This window comes from Acinetobacter nematophilus, from assembly GCF_026344175.1.
Taxonomy (GTDB): domain Bacteria; phylum Pseudomonadota; class Gammaproteobacteria; order Pseudomonadales; family Moraxellaceae; genus Acinetobacter; species Acinetobacter nematophilus.
In genome coordinates, this window is record NZ_JAPKMY010000005.1 from 77,904 (window position 1) to 97,304 (window position 19,401).

General features: G+C 40.2%; 20 protein-coding genes. 8 read left to right on the top strand and 12 right to left on the bottom strand.

Going from position 1 to position 19,401, the window contains the following annotated elements:
- Positions 1-3 precede the first annotated feature (3 nt).
- Positions 4-2,298, top strand: coding sequence for a phosphoenolpyruvate--protein phosphotransferase (ptsP, locus tag OSH00_RS11045; protein ID WP_196076605.1), 2,295 nt, complete (start codon positions 4-6; stop codon positions 2,296-2,298).
- A 22-nt stretch (positions 2,299-2,320) separates the two neighbouring features.
- On the opposite strand, the gene OSH00_RS11050 is transcribed toward ptsP, so the two are convergent.
- Entirely contained in the window at positions 2,321-2,509 is a 189-nt protein-coding gene (locus OSH00_RS11050; RefSeq protein WP_266130468.1) for a DUF7230 family protein, read from the bottom strand.
- Positions 2,510-2,836: 327 nt separating this feature from the next.
- Here OSH00_RS11050 and OSH00_RS11055 point away from each other — a divergent pair, with 327 nt between their 5' ends.
- A complete protein-coding gene (locus OSH00_RS11055; protein ID WP_266130469.1) occupies positions 2,837-3,871 on the top strand; it encodes an OmpA family protein in 1,035 nt (344 codons plus the stop codon).
- Between the two features lie 378 nt (positions 3,872-4,249).
- Entirely contained in the window at positions 4,250-4,444 is a 195-nt protein-coding gene (locus OSH00_RS11060; protein WP_004718119.1) for a hypothetical protein, read from the top strand.
- Positions 4,445-4,656: 212 nt separating this feature from the next.
- Here the strand turns inward: OSH00_RS11060 and OSH00_RS11065 are convergent, their stop codons facing one another.
- A complete protein-coding gene (locus OSH00_RS11065) occupies positions 4,657-6,315 on the bottom strand; it encodes an acyl-CoA dehydrogenase family protein (RefSeq protein ID WP_266130470.1) in 1,659 nt (552 codons plus the stop codon).
- A gap of 81 nt (positions 6,316-6,396) precedes the next feature.
- On the opposite strand from OSH00_RS11065, the gene OSH00_RS11070 reads away from it, so the two are divergent.
- The 4 genes from OSH00_RS11070 to OSH00_RS11085 all read left to right on the top strand — a co-directional run bounded on the left by OSH00_RS11070 (position 6,397) and on the right by OSH00_RS11085 (position 9,899).
- Positions 6,397-7,026: a TetR/AcrR family transcriptional regulator gene (locus OSH00_RS11070; RefSeq protein ID WP_266130471.1), complete on the top strand. Its 630-nt coding sequence runs from the start codon at positions 6,397-6,399 to the stop codon at positions 7,024-7,026.
- A gap of 429 nt (positions 7,027-7,455) precedes the next feature.
- Entirely contained in the window at positions 7,456-8,976 is a 1,521-nt protein-coding gene (locus OSH00_RS11075) for a catalase (protein WP_266130472.1), read from the top strand.
- A 91-nt stretch (positions 8,977-9,067) separates the two neighbouring features.
- On the top strand, positions 9,068-9,523 hold the full coding sequence (locus OSH00_RS11080; RefSeq protein WP_266130473.1) for a thiol-disulfide oxidoreductase DCC family protein: 456 nt from the start codon (positions 9,068-9,070) through the stop codon (positions 9,521-9,523).
- Positions 9,501-9,899, top strand: coding sequence for a DoxX-like family protein (locus OSH00_RS11085; RefSeq protein ID WP_266130474.1), 399 nt, complete (start codon positions 9,501-9,503; stop codon positions 9,897-9,899). The genes OSH00_RS11080 and OSH00_RS11085 overlap by 23 nt, the downstream gene beginning before the upstream one ends.
- A gap of 2 nt (positions 9,900-9,901) precedes the next feature.
- On the opposite strand, the gene OSH00_RS11090 is transcribed toward OSH00_RS11085, so the two are convergent.
- Genes OSH00_RS11090 through OSH00_RS11105 form a run of 4 tightly spaced genes read right to left on the bottom strand, consistent with a single transcriptional unit; the run spans position 9,902 to position 13,218 of the window.
- Positions 9,902-10,555, bottom strand: a complete 654-nt coding sequence (locus tag OSH00_RS11090; RefSeq protein WP_266130475.1) for a hypothetical protein — start codon at positions 10,553-10,555, stop codon at positions 9,902-9,904.
- Between the two features lie 45 nt (positions 10,556-10,600).
- Positions 10,601-11,122, bottom strand: coding sequence for a hypothetical protein (locus OSH00_RS11095; RefSeq protein ID WP_266130476.1), 522 nt, complete (start codon positions 11,120-11,122; stop codon positions 10,601-10,603).
- Between the two features lie 24 nt (positions 11,123-11,146).
- Positions 11,147-12,277 carry an MBL fold metallo-hydrolase gene (locus OSH00_RS11100; RefSeq protein ID WP_266130477.1) on the bottom strand — a complete coding sequence of 377 codons (1,131 nt, stop codon included), beginning with the start codon at positions 12,275-12,277 and terminating at the stop codon, positions 11,147-11,149.
- Between the two features lie 2 nt (positions 12,278-12,279).
- On the bottom strand, positions 12,280-13,218 hold the full coding sequence (locus OSH00_RS11105) for a cation diffusion facilitator family transporter (protein ID WP_196076616.1): 939 nt from the start codon (positions 13,216-13,218) through the stop codon (positions 12,280-12,282).
- Between the two features lie 128 nt (positions 13,219-13,346).
- Here OSH00_RS11105 and OSH00_RS11110 point away from each other — a divergent pair, with 128 nt between their 5' ends.
- Positions 13,347-13,796, top strand: a complete 450-nt coding sequence (locus OSH00_RS11110) for a GNAT family N-acetyltransferase (protein WP_266130478.1) — start codon at positions 13,347-13,349, stop codon at positions 13,794-13,796.
- 100 nt (positions 13,797-13,896) lie between these two features.
- Here OSH00_RS11110 and hcaD read toward each other — a convergent pair whose 3' ends face one another.
- Genes hcaD through hcaE form a run of 6 tightly spaced genes read right to left on the bottom strand, consistent with a single transcriptional unit; the run spans position 13,897 to position 19,209 of the window.
- The gene (hcaD, locus tag OSH00_RS11115) at positions 13,897-15,144 is read right to left on the bottom strand and encodes a 3-phenylpropionate/cinnamic acid dioxygenase ferredoxin--NAD(+) reductase subunit (RefSeq protein ID WP_266130479.1); all 1,248 of its coding nucleotides are present in this window, start codon (positions 15,142-15,144) and stop codon (positions 13,897-13,899) included.
- A gap of 13 nt (positions 15,145-15,157) precedes the next feature.
- Positions 15,158-16,123, bottom strand: a complete 966-nt coding sequence (locus OSH00_RS11120) for a 3-carboxyethylcatechol 2,3-dioxygenase (protein ID WP_266130480.1) — start codon at positions 16,121-16,123, stop codon at positions 15,158-15,160.
- 59 nt (positions 16,124-16,182) lie between these two features.
- Positions 16,183-16,998 (bottom strand): 3-phenylpropionate-dihydrodiol/cinnamic acid-dihydrodiol dehydrogenase, encoded by an 816-nt coding sequence (hcaB, locus tag OSH00_RS11125; protein WP_266130481.1) that lies wholly within the window; start codon positions 16,996-16,998, stop codon positions 16,183-16,185.
- Between the two features lie 2 nt (positions 16,999-17,000).
- The gene (gene hcaC, locus OSH00_RS11130) at positions 17,001-17,327 is read right to left on the bottom strand and encodes a 3-phenylpropionate/cinnamic acid dioxygenase ferredoxin subunit (protein WP_196076621.1); all 327 of its coding nucleotides are present in this window, start codon (positions 17,325-17,327) and stop codon (positions 17,001-17,003) included.
- Complete coding sequence (gene hcaF / locus OSH00_RS11135) at positions 17,327-17,845, bottom strand: 3-phenylpropionate/cinnamic acid dioxygenase subunit beta (RefSeq protein ID WP_266130482.1); 519 nt, start codon at positions 17,843-17,845, stop codon at positions 17,327-17,329. Before hcaF ends, hcaC begins: the two co-directional genes overlap by 1 nt.
- Positions 17,842-19,209, bottom strand: a complete 1,368-nt coding sequence (gene hcaE, locus OSH00_RS11140; RefSeq protein WP_196076623.1) for a 3-phenylpropionate/cinnamic acid dioxygenase subunit alpha — start codon at positions 19,207-19,209, stop codon at positions 17,842-17,844. The genes hcaF and hcaE overlap by 4 nt, the downstream gene beginning before the upstream one ends.
- Positions 19,210-19,401: the final 192 nt, after the last annotated feature.

Sequence of the window (19,401 nt, forward strand, 5' to 3'; positions counted from 1 at the left end):
TCTATGTCGAACATGCAACTGGACACTTTAAGACGCATTGTACAAGAGATCAATGCATCGGTCAGTTTGCATGAATCTTTAGAAATCATGGTCAATCAAGTTTCTGAAGCAATGCATGTAGATGTTTGTTCCATTTATCTGTTAGATGAACGAAATCAACGCTATGTACTTATGGCGACCAAAGGCTTAAACCAGGAGTCTGTCGGCAATGTTTCCCTGCAATTAGGGGAAGGTCTTGTTGGCTTAGTGGGTCAACGTGAAGAAATTGTCAATTTGGACAATGCATTCAAACATGAGCGTTTTGCCTACTTCCCTGAAACCGGGGAAGAAATTTATAATTCGTTCCTGGGTGTACCCGTCATGTATCGCCGTAAAGTGATGGGGGTCATGGTGGTTCAAAATACTGAACCTCAAGACTTTAGCGAGGCGGCGGAATCTTTTTTAGTGACTTTGTGTGCACAGCTGTCAGGCGTTATTGCCCACGCTCATGCTGTTGGGAATATTGATGTATTCCGTAAGCCGAGCAACTCCTCTAATTATAAAACTTTCCAAGGGTCATCGGGTGCAGGTGGAATTGCACTGGGTCGTGCCATTATTCTCTATCCTCCTGCGGACCTTGCCGCTGTTCCAGATCGTGATGCCGATGACATCAGTGAAGAACTCAAGCTTTTAGATCATGCAATTGCTTCTGTACGTGAAGAAATTCAATCTCTTGATGACAAAATGCAAGACTCATTGATGGCTGAAGAACGGGCATTGTTTAGTGTGTTTTTACGCATGCTGGATGAGAATGCTTTGCCTGCAGAAATCAAAGAGATTATTCGCGATGGAAGTTGGGCACAAGGAGCAGTAAAGCATGTGATTGACCGGCATGTCGCGCTATTCGCCCAAATGGAAGATGATTATTTACGTGAACGTGTTTCTGATCTTAAAGATCTTGGGCGTCGAATTTTAGCTGCCTTACAAGAAGGTGATACCAGTCATAAGGAAATCACCTCTGAAAGTATTCTGATTGGAGATGAGATCAGCACGGCAGCATTGGTTGAGCTTCCTGTCGATAAGATTGCAGCAATCGTTACCTCTGAAGGTGCAGCCAACTCACATATGGTGATTGTCGCACGTGCACTCGGCATACCAACAGTAGTGGGTGTAACTGAATTACCTGTAAATACGCTTGATGATGTTGAAATGATTGTGGATGCATATCAAGGACGTGTTTTTGTTAATCCGCCACGCCGTTTACGTACACGATACAAAGAGATTCAAAAAGAAGAAGAACAAATTGCCAAAGATTTAAAGCAATACGAAACCAAAGATGCCATAACACCTGATGGTGTAGCTGTGAAGCTTTATGTCAATACAGGTTTGATGATTGACGTGGTTCGTGGTGTTCAACGTGGTGCCAAAGGCGTCGGGCTCTATCGTTCTGAAATTCCGTTTATGTTACGCGAGCGCTTTCCTGGCGAAGAAGAACAACGTGCTATTTATCGTCAGCAGTTGAGTCACTTTGCCAATAAGCCTGTAGTGATGCGTACGCTGGATATTGGCGCTGACAAAGACTTACCCTACTTCCAAATTGAAGAAGAAAACTCAGCTTTGGGTTGGCGAGGCATTCGCTTTACCCTTGACCACCCTGAAATTTTTTCTTCACAAATTCGTGCCATGCTTAAAGCCAGCATTGGCTTGAATAATCTTCATATTTTACTGCCGATGGTCACCAGTGTCAGTGAGGTTGAAGAAGCTCTCTATTTACTTGAGCGTGACTGGATAGCAGTTCAAGAAGAAGAACAGGTTAAGATTACCAAGCCTAAAATTGGCATCATGGTTGAAGTGCCAAGTGTACTTCTACAAATTGGTGAATTTGCTGAATTGGTGGATTTCTTCTCGGTGGGTTCAAACGATTTGATCCAATACTTGCTTGCAGTTGACCGGAATAACCCACGTGTATCAAGTGTTTACTCTCATTTTCACCCTTCTATCCTGCGTGCTTTAACACGCTTGGTTCAAGAGTGCCATAAATACGAAAAACCGATCAGTATCTGTGGAGAAATGGCCGGAGATCCATTGTCTGCAATTCTGCTGATGGCAATGGGCTTCAATACGTTATCAATGAGTTCAAGCAATATCTTGCGTGTGCGTAAAGCGATTTGTCACGTTTCAATGAGTGATGCGCAAAAGCTACTCGAAGAAGTCGTGGCGATGAATAATCCCTTGATGGTGAAAAGTTGGATGGAGTATTACTTTAAACATCATGGCTTAGCTGACATGGTAAAATCTAATCGTTTAGTGAATATTTAGTTTTTATTCTATTTTCTTGAGTTTAAGCAAAAATCATAGTCCATAAAAAAAGTCGATAATCATCAGAATATCGACCCTTTTTGTGTTTTTCATAACCACGTTTTGCATTTTTTTTACGATCTACAAACACTTGGCTCTTATTGACTTCATGCATGTGTTTTGCCACAAAGTTGTGAATCACAACCTCTGGCATGAGTTTTTTCTTTGCCATTTTATTTACCTATTTTATGGTTCACCACATCATCAGTGGGAGTGTGATATTACGCTTTTTTATGCAGAATACAAGTATTTAACTTAATCAACTTTGTCACTATATTTATAGCTGTTGCTTTTATAAATCCTATCGAAGTCATGTTTTGGATTGACCTGAAACATGATTTTAATCTTCAACAGATAACTTGAGCTTAATTAAAGTTTTACAAATCAAATTAAAAATCACGTACAACTCTTGAGCTCTGTTCTCTATAGTATGCAAATAAATTTGAATATAAACATACTCAATACAATATCGGCTCATAAGTTAAAAATGGAGAATAATGTGCTCAAGCAGAAAAAAATATCAAGCTTTCTACTGTTGTTGGTGTTTCCAACATTCGGCTTGATCGGATGTAGTAAACCTGAGAAAGCTGAAGTCATAACAGCCGAATCAAGTGCAAGTTCTGTCACTCCTGAAACAGTAAAAACTGAATCGATTGAGAATACTTTTGAGCTTTCACAGATTCCAATTTCAAATATTACACTTGGGCAGTTTCCATATATTTCTTTGCCAAATGGCTATCAGTTTCATGATGCAACTACGGTAAATTTTGAAAGAGTACCGTTTTGGACAGGTCAGCACATTGAAAACATTGAAGGGAAATTGTATAGCGCGGCCATTCAACAAAATGAGGATTACAAAGAAGGTAGCTTTTTAGAATTACAACGTAATCTGGAAAATGTAATTCAACAATTGGGGGGCAAGCAAATTACAGTGAGTAAAATTCCTCAACAAGAATTGGACAAGCTTCCACAAAAATTCCAAGTGGATTATGTTGCTGGTTTAGGTGATATTTTTAACAATCCAACGCAGACTTTCGTCGTCCGCCAAGCGAATAAGAATATTTGGTTTCAACTTACTCAAACAGGAAATGGAAATGCTGGTTTATTGGTGGCTGAAACAAAACCTGTTGAAATTACAGCAAAAGTATTAAATTCAGATCAATTAAAGACAGCTTTAGATAAAGACAGTAAGGTCAATATCGAGGTCAACTTTGCCACGGATCAAGCCAATATTCTGCCTCAATCTCAGCCTCAGATAAAACAAGTGATTCAACTGTTAAAAAATAATCCTGAACTCAAATTAAGTATTCACGGTCATACCGATGGTTCAGGTGATGCCAAACACAATCAAACCCTGTCGGAACAACGCGCAAATGCTGTTGTTAAAGCACTCACCGATAATACAGGGATTCAACAAAATCGCTTAACTGCAAAAGGTTTTGGTGATACTCAACCGGTTGCAGAAAACTCCACAGAAAACGGTAAAGCTTTAAATCGCCGAGTTGAGCTGATTAAATCTCATTCACCTTCTTGATGAAATGTTGAATTCCCTCAATTCACTAAACCCATTTTAAATCAATGGGTTTAGTCTAAAATCTATTCCTTGCATATACCATGCACTCAGCAAAGTGCCGTCTAAACCCACCAAATCACGGGTTAAATAACCTGCTGGAACTTTATGTCCATCCATTTGTAATCCACTGTTGATTTGTTCTTTTACACATTATTTTGAATTTAAAGATATCAACTGCGATAACAGTGACTTATTTACTGAAATAAAATTTCAATTACAACAACTTTCAATAAAAAACAAAATATTAAATATTTTCAACAATATAAATTTGCTTTATTCCTTAAAAGCATATACTTTGTATATACATTTTTGATTATCGCCTTTGGGGATGAATACGTCATGGCTGAATTACCCAAAAAGACAAAGGTGAATAAAAAAGATGGTCAACTCTTAATTCGCATAAACAGTGCTGAACGCGATCAGTTTTTACAGCTCTGTGAAACAATGGATACCAGCGCAGCACGTGAGTTAAGAAAATTTATCCGTAGTTTTATCAAAAAACATCAGCCAACGGATACTCAAACAAAGGAGTAACATGATGTCTAAGCAAGTTAAATCTTTAAAGAAGAAAATCAAAGCGCGTTTGGAAAAAATTTCTAAACACGAAGGTAAATTGAAAAAGCTCAAGAAAAAGCTGAAAAAACAGAAGTAATTCCAATGATTTATTTCAAGCTTGAACTTTAATGAAAGTTGTTTAAAAGAGAGGGCACTATGTAGATAATGCCCTCTTTACATGTCCAAATAAATTAAGCCAAAGCCCTATCCAACAATCTTTCCACATCTACTGATTTGGCATCAATCATGCCCACGACTCTTCCATAAAACGGACGATAACGCGTTGCTATAAAAGCATCAGTGACAAAATCAGGTGCATATTGCTTCAGCAGAATAGCCTGTGCCAAAATCGTCAATCTACTCACTAAACTTCGTGCCATAAATTGCTGTTCGTCTGCTTGTAATGTACTGAATAATTGAAATAAATCCTGCAACTCTGCCTGTAAAATAGAATTCAGGGATGTTATCTTTGCAAAAGATTGGAATAATATCTCAATTGATTCGCGATCACGTTGAATGGCACGCAACACATCTAAACACATCACATTACCTGAACCTTCCCAAATTGTATTTACAGGTGCTTCTTTAAAAATACGCGCCATAATTCCTGTATCGACATAACCATTGCCACCAAAAACCTCCATCATCTCGCCAGTCAACTCAACTGTACGCTTGCATATCCAGAATTTCGAAGCGGGGGTCATAATGCGTTTCCAAGCGACTGATAATTCATCATCACTTTCATAACAATGTGCAAGATGGAAACTCAGTTGCATAGCGGCTTCAGTTTCCAGGGCTAAATCGACCAACACCGCTTGCATCAAAGGTTGTTCTGCCAGATGCTTACCAAAAGCTTTACGTTGCCGTGTATAGGCGATGCATTGTACCAATGCTTGTCTTAACATCGCACTTGACCCCACTGAGCAGGTTAAACGGGTATAATTTGCCATTTCAATAATGGTTGGAATACCGCGCCCTGCCTCTCCAATCATGATGCCCCAAGCATTTTTAAATTCGACCTCTGAACTTGAGTTACTGCGATTACCCACTTTGTCTTTTAAACGTTGCACATGGATGTTATTTTTTGTGCCATCTTCCAACCAACGAGGAACAAAAAAACAAGCCAAGCCATCTCGTTCAGTTTTCGCAACCACCAAATGTGCATCACACATGGGAGCTGAAAAGAACCACTTGTGACCCGTCAATAAATAAGCCTGTCCACGACCTGATTCAGCAACAGGCACAGCGACGGTTTGATTGGCCCGAACATCTGAACCGCCTTGCTTCTCAGTCATCCCCATACCCAACCAAATTGACTTTTTTTGGGCAATCGGCAAATCTCGTTCATCATATTCAGTAGATAGTAGTTTCTCACCGACTTTTGCCCACAATTCAGGCTCATTCTGGATCAGTGGAATACTGCCTAAAGTCATTGAATTTGGACATAGGTTGCCGCACTCGACTTGCCCACTGAGAAAGAAACGTGCTGCCCAATCTACCCATTTGCTATTGGATTGTGGATGATTAAATGGATGAGCATGAGTATTAAATTGACGATTGAGCTTCATCCATCGATGCCATGCAGGATGAAATTCCAAAAAATCTATACGGCGGCCGCGAGCGTCAAATGTATGTAGTTCAGGTGTATGACGATTGGCTAAATCGGCATATTGATAATACTCAATAGAACCCACAATTTGAGCGAGTTTGCTGAGATTTTGCTGATCAGTACTGCCATACCGTTGCAGTATTTCCTGCAAAACCAAATCCGTTTCAAATAGATTGTAAGCCTGCAACTCATCAAACTGGTTACTGATTTCATGGGTTTGCCAATTCTGTAGTGTGTTCATCCTGAAAATCCTGTCTTGTTGTTTTAACCAATTACATTCAGTATAGAAGAAAATATCTTCAAGGACGTTCGGATTATTTTTATGGCTTTACCTGCAATCAATGTACGTCGTAAACCTCGCCAATCAAGGGCCCGTATCACGCAAGAAGCGTTGATTGAAAGCTTTGTTCGGCTTTTGCATGAACGTCCTGCCCATAAAATTACCATTCGAGCAATCACAGATATTGCCGGTGTTGGTTTAGGTACCTTTTATGAGTATTTTTCTAAAAAACAAGATTTGATTGCATTAACCATTTATCAGCATGTTAAAAGCAATGCTGAGTCTATTAAAAGTTATGCACAAAGCCGATACGACTTATCCACAGATTTGAGTTTTACTGACTATTTAACGCAAATCATTCACTTTCAACTTGAGCAGATTCAATCCCAACAGTTTTTATGGGCACAGTCTTTTTTGTTAGAACGGCAGGTTTCAAGTATAGAAACCTACCAAAAAAGCTATGCCATGATGGTAGAGATGTGGCAAAACATATTGAAGCCTTTTATTCAGGATGATGAACAGCTTAGACAGATCAGTCTAAATGTACAACGAATTTGCTATGGTTTTGTCTCGCAAACACTGCTGATTGAACCTGAATTTAACGCTTGGGGAACTTTAGAACATGAAATCCTTCAGCATCTTGGTGTCATTTCAAATAAGGAAAATCGCTGAGTTATGATGGGATTTAAAAGGTAAAAATAAGATATCTATAAAAATACTATATTTACTCAGCATAACTAACATTGATTGAATATTAATAAAGTCATTTTTAGAGACTAAATACAAAACAATCGCAAAAACAAATCAAATAAAATATTTTTATCAATTTTACAAATAATAAAGTTCAACTTAAAGTATAGCTATCTCTTTTAAAAGCACGCAACGCTTCGTATAGAAGCTGTCTATTTAAAGCAGATACCCAACACTGTACTGTGCCTTAAATTAAAAGATTAATCATTTAATTTAAGGACAAATAGATTTAACAATTGTTCACTATATTGGTTTTTTAAATACAGTTAATGTCATGTAATAGCGAATATTCTTTATCTATTCCATCTATTCAAAATATGAATACATGATTAATTAAAATGGAGAAATAGAATGAGCCAAGACTCAAAAAAATGCCCAGTGACCCACCTGACAACTGCTTTTGGTGCGCCTGTTGTAGATAACCAGAATAGTTTAACAGCAGGCGCACGAGGTCCTCTGCTTGCACAAGATTTATGGTTAAATGAAAAGCTCGCTAACTTTGTCCGTGAGGTGATTCCTGAGCGTCGAATGCATGCCAAAGGTTCTGGTGCTTTTGGTACATTTACCGTCACTCATGACATCACGCAGTACACACGCGCTAAAATATTTTCACATATTGGTAAAAAAACAGAAATGTTTGCCCGTTTCACCACGGTTGCAGGTGAACGCGGTGCAGCAGATGCAGAACGAGATATTCGTGGTTTTGCATTAAAGTTCTACACTGAAGAAGGCAACTGGGATCTTGTTGGAAATAACACTCCTGTATTTTTCATGCGTGATCCGCGTAAATTCCCTGACTTAAATAAAGCGGTAAAACGTGATCCAAAAACCAACCTCCGCAGTGCAACCAACAACTGGGATTTTTGGACCTTACTGCCAGAAGCACTACACCAGGTTACGATTGTGATGTCTGACCGTGGGATTCCAAAAAGTTTCCGTCATATGCATGGTTTTGGCAGTCATACTTATAGCTTCATCAATGCTAACAATGAACGCTTTTGGGTGAAATTTCATTTCCGTACACAACAGGGTATTGAAAATCTAACTGATGCCGAAGCTGAAGCAGTCGTGGCAAAAGACCGTGAAAGTAATCAACGTGATCTATTCGATTCGATTGAAAATGGCAACTTTCCAAAATGGAAACTTCAAGTTCAAATCATGCCAGAAACAGATGCAGAGAAAGTTCCATATCATCCATTTGACCTGACTAAAGTGTGGCCTCACGCAGATTATCCATTGATTGATGTCGGTGAATTTGAGCTCAACAAAAATCCTGAAAACTTCTTTTTGGATGTTGAGCAATCAGCATTTGCACCAAGTAATTTAGTCCCAGGAATCAGCGTTTCACCTGACCGTATGTTACAGGCACGACTTTTTAACTATGCAGACGCGCAACGTTATCGTCTTGGTGTGAACTATCAACAAATCCCGGTCAATGCCGCACGTTGCCCTGTTCACTCCAATCATCGTGATGGTCAAGGTCGTGTAGATGCCAACTATGGCGGCTTACCGCACTATGAACCGAATAGTTTTGGTCAATGGCAAGAACAAGCCGAGTTTAAAGAGCCACCGTTGAAAATCAGTGGTGATGCCGATTATTGGGATTTCCGTCAGGATGATGCAGACTATTTTAGCCAACCTCGTGCCTTGTTCAATTTAATGAATGAAACACAAAAACAAGCATTGTTTGATAATACAGCGGGTGCGATGGGCGATGCCTTAGACTTCATCAAGTATCGTCATATCCGTAACTGTTATGCTTGTGACCCTGCATATGGCGAAGGTGTTGCAAAAGCATTGGGGCTCACCGTTGCTGATGCGCAAGCTGCTAGAGACAGTGACCCAGCCAAAGGACATCCTGGTTTCCTATAATTGACCGAAACATGAAAAACCACCTGTCGGGTGGTTTTTTATTGTCTATAAATCAACTATATTGAAAGAAACTCCAATCGAGAGTGAAAGCATGCAACTGAAAATTGAAGATATCATTCAACAATATGACATGGTCTTATTTGATGAAGTTTGTGTGCTGTGCAATGCTTGGGCAAAGTTTTTAATTCAGTACGATACTCAAGCAAGATTTAAATTGGCTTCCGTTCAATCTCCGCTGGGTCAAGCCATCTTAAAATATTATCAAATGCCGACTGAACACTTTGACACCATGTTGGTGATTAAAAATGGACAGGCAATCAGCGAGTCTACAGCATTTTTAAAAGTCATCGAAGAATTAGGGCTTCCATTTTCTGGTTTAAAAATTGGTTATCTAATTCCAAAGTTTATCCGAGACTTTATGTATCGCCAAATTGCTTTCAATCGCTATCGTCTATTCGGTACAACAGATCAATGTCAATTCATTTCTTCACATCATCAACATCATTTTTTGGAACATGTTGTTTATGAATCCACTTCAAATAATTAATCGCGCCTTATTGAGTATCCACATCACTTTAGCTGTATTGTGGATCTATCAAGGTCTGGTGCCTAAAGTCATTTTTAAGGGTATTGAAGAACAGCAGTTTTGGCAATTTACAGGGATTCAATTTCTATCGATTCCAAGATTGATCGAACTCTCTGGAATTGGCGAAATCATCTTTGGTGTACTCTTTCTAATTTTTAGGCAATCAAAGATACTCCATTATTTAAATATCGTGGCAATGCTGTTCTTTATCGTCGTGGTTGCAGTTGTCTATCCTCACTACTTTGTCCAAGGTTTTAATCCTTTCATAATGAATACAGCCATGACTGCGCTGTCCATCGTTGCATTACAGCTTTTGAATATCCCTAAAGATTTATAGATTTACATACGAGCATTATTGCGACCAAACTCTTGTTTCCACCCCTGCGTTTCACGTGCAATCTGTTTCGCTAATTGTGTTTTGACTTCCTTGATCAGCAATGTTCGCTCTTGCCCATGTACAAAACGCCCCCGATATTGGGTCTGCATGGTCTGGATATAATCATTCAAGGTACGTTGCTGTTGTCTGTTTTCGGGAGAGCGATGTAAAAATTGCAGATATTCTTCATCGGGATTTGTACTGAGTGGATCGCCGATAACATCCTCAACATAAAGCACAGCATCTATCAATTTAACATTCCCCTGTGCATCCACAACATAGGTCTGCTTACGTACACCATAGGGATAAGTCCATATCCCCTGTCGATCTGCGGCAGCCCAGTAACTATAAAAAATGAGCTGATTATCTTTAACTGCATAATCCCCCAGTTCAATTTGAGTAATACTACAGTCGCCAGATGCTGCATCCAAGGTATGTGTTAGAAGTTTTTTGCCTTTTCGATAGAGTTCAATATCATTGCGTATATAGCCATCATCATCTTGATTTGATACGCTTTTCAATTCAAATGCAGTTTGATTAATCTTGATATTTTGGTTCTCTGCAAAAGCAGTACCAGATAATGCCAGTGACAGCACGAAACCTTGAATTCTATTCATTATTCAACTCCCTCATTTTTAATCAGGAATAAATATTATTTTAATCTACAAACATAACTTTTCTAAAACTGGAAGTAATTCACCTGCCTGATCAAAAGACTGTATTTGACGGTAATGCACTACTCTCTTAGCCCGTTTATAATCCTGATCATCTCGACTTTTAAATTGTTCAAGTCGGGTGAATGTCCGATCCTTACATAATAGTTGATAATAATTAATTGTATATTGTTTTTTTGGATTCACACTTTTCACCCATGCTTGGATCAGTTGATTACCATCGGATATGGTGGTGATACTTTCAAAAAACTGAGTATCTGCATGCTGGTGAATCAATTTCCATTCATCCCCTGTATCCAAATCATATTTTTCATGAAGAGGCTTGATCCGTTCAGCGTCATTCGATGATGAACCGGCTTCAGATGTTGCCATCGTCAACGGCTCCGCAACAGCACACAGCTCATCTGAAACACAATCTGTTGCGTCAGTTGCTGCTAGTTTTACAGGTTTGGCCGCAACTGAAGTGAACATTAGGCTCAGCACGATTGTACTTAAAACTATTTTTATCATTTTTATCTCAATCATAGGTATAGACTAGACGACCAATTTCCGCCCTTCACGAATACAGTAGAAGGGATTAACCATTTTTGATGAATTCTTCATGGCTTTTTGTAAATCAAGTTCGGGCTGATCACGATGCTCATCAGTCAATTGAAAAGTACGGTAATGAATCGCCAAAGAACGTTTGGCTTGCAAATCCAAATGCGCCTGAAATGCATCTTGAGGGTTCATATGCATATATTTCATCAGCGCACGTGGCTCGTAAGCGCCAATTGGCAATAATGCAATACGTGGTGCACCTAAACGTTTCTGAATTTCTTTAAAATGTGGTCCATAGCCAGTATCCCCTGCAAAGAACAAATGCCCATGTTCAGACAGCACTGAGAATCCCCCCCACAAGGCAATGTTCTGATCGCGTAAACCACGACCAGAACCATGTTGTGCTGGTGTATAAACGATTTTTAAGTTTTTAAATAGTGCAGACTGCCACCAATCCATTTCAATCACATGGAATTCTTTAGGTAAATAACACGCATTGCCTAAACCCGTGTAAATCGGCATTGCAAATTTATTATGCAACCATCTTAATGTTGCTAAATCCATATGGTCATAGTGGTTATGACTTAACAAAACAGCATGGATTTCAGGTAGTTGTTCTAAAGCAATCCCAGCAGGAATAACGCGTTTTGGACCACGTCCATGTTTTGGACTGACATAATCTGCCCAGACAGGATCCGTCAGGAAATTATAAGGACCTATTTGTACCAGTACCGTGGCATGACTCACAAACCAGACTTGCCAATCGTGATCATCGACTTCTGGTCGATTCTGTGGAAGCAGGCGCTTAGTTGCATAAAATTCTGTGGCTTCTTTTTGAGTGTCTACATTCCAGGTATAGGATTTACGTGTCCCCAGCCATTTCATAAGATCCCAACGGCTACGTCCTTGTGGTTTACGTATTTCATTAAAGAACCGTTCACCATTGTGCTGCTTAGAACCAATTACACTAAACACGGGTTTATACCAGGTATGTGACAAACAATTTTCAGTATCAATTCGATAATGCAATTGCTCTATATGCTCAGATTGAATTGTCTTCTCTTGCATTGTATGGTCTTGTACCGTTTTATCGTCCAAACGGATAATTGGCTCTTGTTTCGACATGATTACTCTAAACGCCCTTTCATTCTTTCAAGCCAAACTTGTTGTGTTTGTGGCTTGATAAATAATGCCACGATTTCGGGATGAATACTTTTAATCTTTACTTCAATTCGGTTGACACAGGCTTCAATCTCATCTGAGGTTAAATCATCTTTAAACTCTAGGCTTAATGATGCAATCACCTGATGAGCCCCCATCTGTTCAGTCAATACACCATTTGCTGAATAGACTGCTGGGTCTTGCTGAGCAACTTCCAATATATTATGACGTAGTTTTGGATCAGCAGTTTCACCCATCAGTAGTCCTTTAGTCTCTCTGGCTAAAAGTAAAGCAGAGATTGCAAGAACCACACCGATCAATACTGAAGCAACACCATCCAATATGGGTAAATTGAACTGTTGCGCGCAGAATATGCCAATAAAGGCAATGATCAATCCAATCAATGCTGCGGAATCCTCAAAAAGCACCGTAAATGTAGTGGGATCTTTACTACGCCGAAAACTTTCAAAATAGCCCATTTTCCCTTTCATTTTCTTAAAACTTTTTAAGGCAATAAACCACGAAGTACCTTCACACAACATTGCAAATCCGAGTACAACATAATTCACCAACGGTGATTCTATAACTTCTGGATGACGAATATGTTGAATACCCTGATAAATTGAAACCATTGCACCTAACGCAAACACCAGCAAAGCAACAATAAATGCCCAAAAATATAACTCTCGACCATAGCCAAAAGGATGCTTGTAGTTGGCAGGTTGCTGAGATTTCTTTAAGCCATACAATAATAGAATTTCATTGAGTGTATCGACGACAGAATGAACAGCCTCACTCAACATGGCCGAACTATTGGTGATATAAGCAGCTATGAACTTTACCAAAGCAATTGCTAAATTGCCCAAAAGTGCTGCATATACAACAATTTTGTTGGAATCTGACATTTATTGTCCTGCTTTTTATCATCAAATACATCAATTTGATTTTTATATCTATCTTGCCTCATATTAACCAAACAACTTGTGATTTATTTTTATTTTTTGTTGCTTTTCACAATTGAGTGAATCTTTTTATGCAATCTGATTTAAACCCTATTCTAATGACGCATTCAAAGCACTATCCACAATTATTAGAAATTTGGGAGGCATCTGTACGTGCAACGCATGACTTTTTAAATGAACAACATATTCTACAAATCAAAGCATTAATCATTCAGCACCATTACTTTGATCATGTAAAATTGTTTCATGTGGAACGCGAACAGCAAATAGCAGGTTTTATGGGGCTTGCTTATCAAAAAATTGAAATGTTATTTGTGAACCCTATTTTTTTTGATCAAGGTATTGGCTCACTGTTGATTCAAAAAGCTTTTGAATTAGGTGCAGATGAAGTGGATGTCAATGAACAAAATACTCGAGCCTTAGACTTTTATCTTAAGCATAATTTTCAACAGGTGGCGCGCTCTGAACTCGATGCGGAAGGTAATCCCTTTCCAATTTTACATTTGAAACTGCGAAAGTAATCCATTCAACCGCGTAGCCAAACAATGAAGATGACGTTGAACAGAACCCACGTCATCTTCATTGTTTTTTCGAACATCACCATTTAGAAGCTTTGTTGAATTAAGCTACCAGCTTTTTCAAATCCTGCGTTAAATCGAGATGATTGGTCGTAGAAAACAGTGTTTTTTTCGCAATCATTTTTTTCAAATGGCGCATTTCTTTAGCTGCATTGACCGTAATACCTGCCACGATTTTGCCCTCGTTCACGCCAAACACTACAAAACAGTGATCTGCGGTTTTATGTTGATTCATTTCACCACGAATATGCCACTCAGTTGCGGTCATATCACCGGCAAATTGAAAATTAATGTTGAACTGATCGGTCCAAAACCATGCAGGACTCGGTACCGGATGTTCAATGCCCATGATATGGCGCGCAAAGATTCCCGCTTGTATATTGGCATTTTCCCAAGTCTCAATGCGCTGATATGTTCCATTGGCACGCAGTTGAGTCGCAACATCTCCGGCTGCATAAATATCAGGCTGCGAGCTTTGACAATGTTCATTGACTTGAATTGCAGAATCAACCTGTAAACCCGCATCAATTGCCAATTGGGCATTTGGTACAATTCCAATACCATAAATCACAGCATCAGCGCGCAGCTCTTGACCATTTTCAAGATTTACCACGACTTCTTCACCATCCACTGTGCGTTCAAGCCGACAGTCCATAATTTGAGTTTCAAGCTGTACATCTACACCATTTTGACGATGCTGGGACAATAAAAATTCGCTCAATATTTGAGGCGAACAGCGTCCCATAACCATCGGCCCCATTTCTATCACTGTCACTTGGCAGTCTTTAGAACGAGCTGATGACGCTAACTCCAATCCAATAACCCCCCCGCCAATCAGAATAATACGGCGTCCAGGTTGCAGTACAGGAACCAAAGCTTGAGAATCTTCGAGATTACGTAAGGTGTAGACATGTTGTCCCAATGCATCAAAATTAGGTAAACGACGTGCAGCCCCCCCTGTTGCAAGTAACAGTTTGTCATATGAGATCACATCACCATTTTTTAACGCTACGGTATGTGCTTCAGGGTGAATTTTAACGACGCCATTTCCTCGAATGATCTCGACGTTCAGTGCTGCCAATTTTTCTTCGGAAAGGATTTCAATCTTGGTTTGTTCAGGCTTCAGAATAACATCTTTAGATAAAGGAGGACGTTCATAAGGCAAATGGGGTTCATCTCCAATCAGAATAATTCTACCCTGATATTGGTGAGCTCGAAGTTCAAGGACAGCATTTGCACCTGCCTGGCCAGCTCCGACAATAACCACTGTCTGAACAGACTCATGATTCATAGGTTTTTCCTTATTACTTGATTAATTCTGCTGAAACAATACCGAATCCAGCAATCCACTCACTGATCGGTTCATAACAGTCAATACACATGTCATATCGTCCAAATTCAGAAAGTGCTGCAAATGCGGCAATCCATGATCGAATTTCCTGACCTCCACGTCCTCCCTGCTGACGAATATCTGCTTCAGTCATTTTTTCTATTGCTTCAAAATCAGCATTTTTAAATAACTCAAGCAAATGCATATCCCATTCAGGATTTAAAGGAACAGAGATTGATTGATCACCTGCTGCCAGCCGCTGTCCTACTGAAATGATTTTCGCCTGACGTGCATCGCGGGCTGCTTGAGTTGGATAACGCCCACAAATCAAAAACTCTTCAACCTCAGCGGATACAGATCCCATTTGTGGTGTCGGTGGATCATGTGAAAGCCCACCTGTACCTAAGATGAGTACACGTTCATTTTCAAGATTTAACGATTGAATAAATTTCCCTACTGCACGCCCTAATGCGAGCGTTCGTTGGGTTGTTGGCATAGGTGCTGCTGCACCATTGACAAAGATGGGGATCGTGGGGTAACGATCCAGTTGCCCTTGACAGAGAAAATGCAAAGGCTGTGTGACCCCATGGTCTGCCTGCATACGATAAGAATATGCAATGTCTACCCCCTCATCCAATACTTTTCGCACTAACTCAACTGCCGTATGTTCAGGTACATTCAGTTTGAGATTGCCTTTACCATAATCCCAATCACCCGCAGCAGTCGCACGAATTCCAACACAAAAAGAAGGCATCAGATCATAGAAAAAACCGTTAAAGTGATCAGGCCCAAAACTAATGATCAATGTGGGCTGATAGGCTTCTACATCCTGAGCCAACTTTTCAAAAGTTGATCGAACAGCATCCTCTTGGCGCTTGTCGGCAGGTGATGCAAACTCCATAAGTGGACTATGCGAAGCACAAATAAGTTTAACGCTCATGTTTAACTCCGAAACAGAAGGCTGTACTGAAATGCCAGTTGCCCTTTTCATCCTTTAAATCAGTGGTCAAAAAAACCTGCGCGAGGTTGACGTAACCCACGAATTCCCAGACCACATTCAGCATTGATTAACACCCCCGTCAATGGACGATTATTGGAGCGTGAGGCGAGCAGTACATAACTTCCCGTCATGTCTTCAGGTTCAGGCAAGAAATTTAAAGGCATGCCTCGTGCAATTTTTTCTGGATCACGTGCGTCCAAGAGTCCTAAATTTTCTTGTCCTAAGGATGCAGCACCTTTGATATTTACATTCATACCTGAAGGTGCAACTGCGTTGACTCGGATTTTGGGCGCAAGTTCATAAGCCAATTCTTTCATTACGCCCACCCCTGCATGTTTGGAAGCGGTATAAATCGGACCACCACCAGCCGAATAGAGGGCTGAATTTGATAAGGTAAAGATGATCGAACCCTCGGATTTGACCAGTTCATCTAAAGCAGCTTTAGCCCCTAAAATCAGCGATTTGGTGTTAATTCCCATAATTTCATCAAAAGCAGTTTCTAGCTGTTCACCACTCATATGCACGATATCTGCATAATGATCCCAGATGCCCGCATTCCCAATGAAACAATCCAATTTACCAAAACGCGCCACTGTGGCTTCAACTGCACGAACATTATCTGCAAACTGCGCAACATCGCCCACAATCGTTTCAACCTGATCACCGAAGCGCTGCTTTAAAATATCTACTTTTGCTTGGGAACGTTGGAGTACCGCAACTTTTGCACCTTCCGCCAAAAAGCGCTCAACCAATGCTAAGCCCAAACCAGAACCTCCACCCGTGATCAGGGCGACTTCACCTTCAAGCCATCCCATATCTAAGCTCCAGCCATCTCTACATATACTGCACCGTCTTCAATCACTACGGGAAAAACTTGAATCGCATCAGTTGCAGGCAAACACAAGGCTTGACCTGTTTTTAAACAGAATCGAGCTGAATGCAATGGACATTCCACGGTTCCATCATCTTCTAAATAGCCTTCTGACATTGAGGCATTGCCATGTGAACAACGGTCATTCATGGCAAAAAACTCCCCTCCATTATTGAAGACTGCCAGCGCCTCGATTCCATTGACATGGCAAGCGACTTTAAGCGCTTCACCCTCATCCAATTCATCAATTTGGCATACAAAAATCTTGTTCATTAGAAAAATACACTCAAGTTGTGAGAGTTATAAGTCACTTGGTCTAAGGTGATCTTGCGATTAAAAATTTGAAATCCCAAACCACTGGAAACCTTCCGAAGCTTGTCATGCCGCTTGCCACAATAGATCGTCACATCTTTTTCTTTCTGAGTACGATAGAGTAGATATGTCACGTATACGTCATATTCATCAACAACCTCTGTGGGCTCAACAATAATATTGGAAACCATATGGGTAGTTCTTGATGGAGGTTCCTCAGCCCAAGCCATACCGGTTTCAAGCCGTGCTATGCGACGCTCCAATAAATGTTTATTGTCATTGAAAACCCAAGTGGTTGGCGGTTCGACTGAACGGCGACGATCACGGGTTTGTGCGTTCGGTGTGGTTCTTAAGGTATAAGAAACATCTTCGGCAAAAATTGCCAACCAATCCCTAAATTTCCAATCATCAAGTAATTTGGCTTCACGATATAAAAATTGGCTGATTTGATGTTGAAGCTCCAAGCTCACTAGACTCATTTGATAAGCTCCTGTTCATAAGCATCTGCAGCAGCTTCAACGTCTTCCCATTTTTCATGAATCAGTAAATCTGCCCAACGTCGATACATTCCACGTGCTGCGGTTTCTGAAAAAATATAATTGGTGATGCCTGGAATACCATCTTCTCGGACTTTTTCATTGCCGAGTCCCATTTCCATGATCAAACGGTTGTTACGCGCTTTATAACCGCGCAATACTTTTTGAATCTCAATCCAGTTTTCAGAGTCATCCTGTTCCAGAAAACCTGCTGGACCAAACGCCCGTGTTGCAGAACGTTCAAATGCTTCTTTGACTTCTTGTGAAGCCTCCGCATCAGCAATACAAAATGCCCAAACTTCAGTTTTATTCGGTCCTCTTGGATGCCATACACGAAGTGTCGCGGTTCCGTTTAACCAAGACATGGTTGGAAACATGGTATTGTGACCCGCCAGACGTAAAGCTCGAACCTCGCCTAAACGTGCTTTAACTTCTTCAAAGGTTTCACGAAAATAGTTCGCTACTTCGCCATCGACCCATACGTTTGCATCGGGCTTTTCAGTAAAGAAGAATCCTGAACCATGTCCTCTTGAGCCATATTGAATCGCATCTTTTGCGGTTTCCCAGACTGGACGAGCCGTTTGCGCAGTCCCCAATTGCTTAGATGCATCATCATCTGGTTTTGCTCCAAGAACTTGGATTGCAGAAGCATGAGAAAACAATGCGTGGTATTGATCAGATGCAAACTGTTCTGCGGCAAATTTCCAGTTACATTCGATTTCCCATTTGTGTACGCCACCGATGATTTCTGTTCCCCCTGGACGACGATCAATCACGCCATCCAAATACCAGGCAATATCCCCCATGTAATCAATTAAATCGGGAGTAGATTCATCCCAGCAGCCAAAAATCAAGCCTTTGTAGGATTCAACACGATTTACTTCAATCAACCCCCAATGTTCCTTACAGGCGCCTTGAGGAAAAGCACGGTCTTCTAAAGGAATATCTTTAAGTGAACCGTCTACCCCGTAAGACCAACCATGATAAGGACAAGTAAATGCACGTGTGTTACCACAGTCAGCGAAGCTAACGCGCATTGAACGATGACGGCATTGATTCAAAAGAGCTTTGATTGAGCCATCTTTTTGACGGACGACAATAATCGGGTCTTCACCCATGTAAGTATTAAAAAAATCGCCTGCTTTAGGAATTTGGCTTTCATGGCAAAGGAATAACCAAGTACGACCGAATATTCGTTCAAGTTCGAGTTCGTATAGTTCTGGATCTGTATAGATCGATGGCGAGATACGTCCATTTTGTGCATCGACTAAAGCGTCGATTTCACGCACATCAATTTTTCCACTCATGAAAGCTCTCCTGCGACAAACGTGGGGTCATACATAAATTGACTCAACTTTGCGCAAATCATCGCTGTTGAAATGAGCTTTAGGGAAATATTTATTTTGTTTTAATTAATATGTTTTATGAATTATTCCTCAGATGATTTTCTATATTAAAATAGCAATGGGTTTGAATAGTTCATTTATTTTCTAAATACT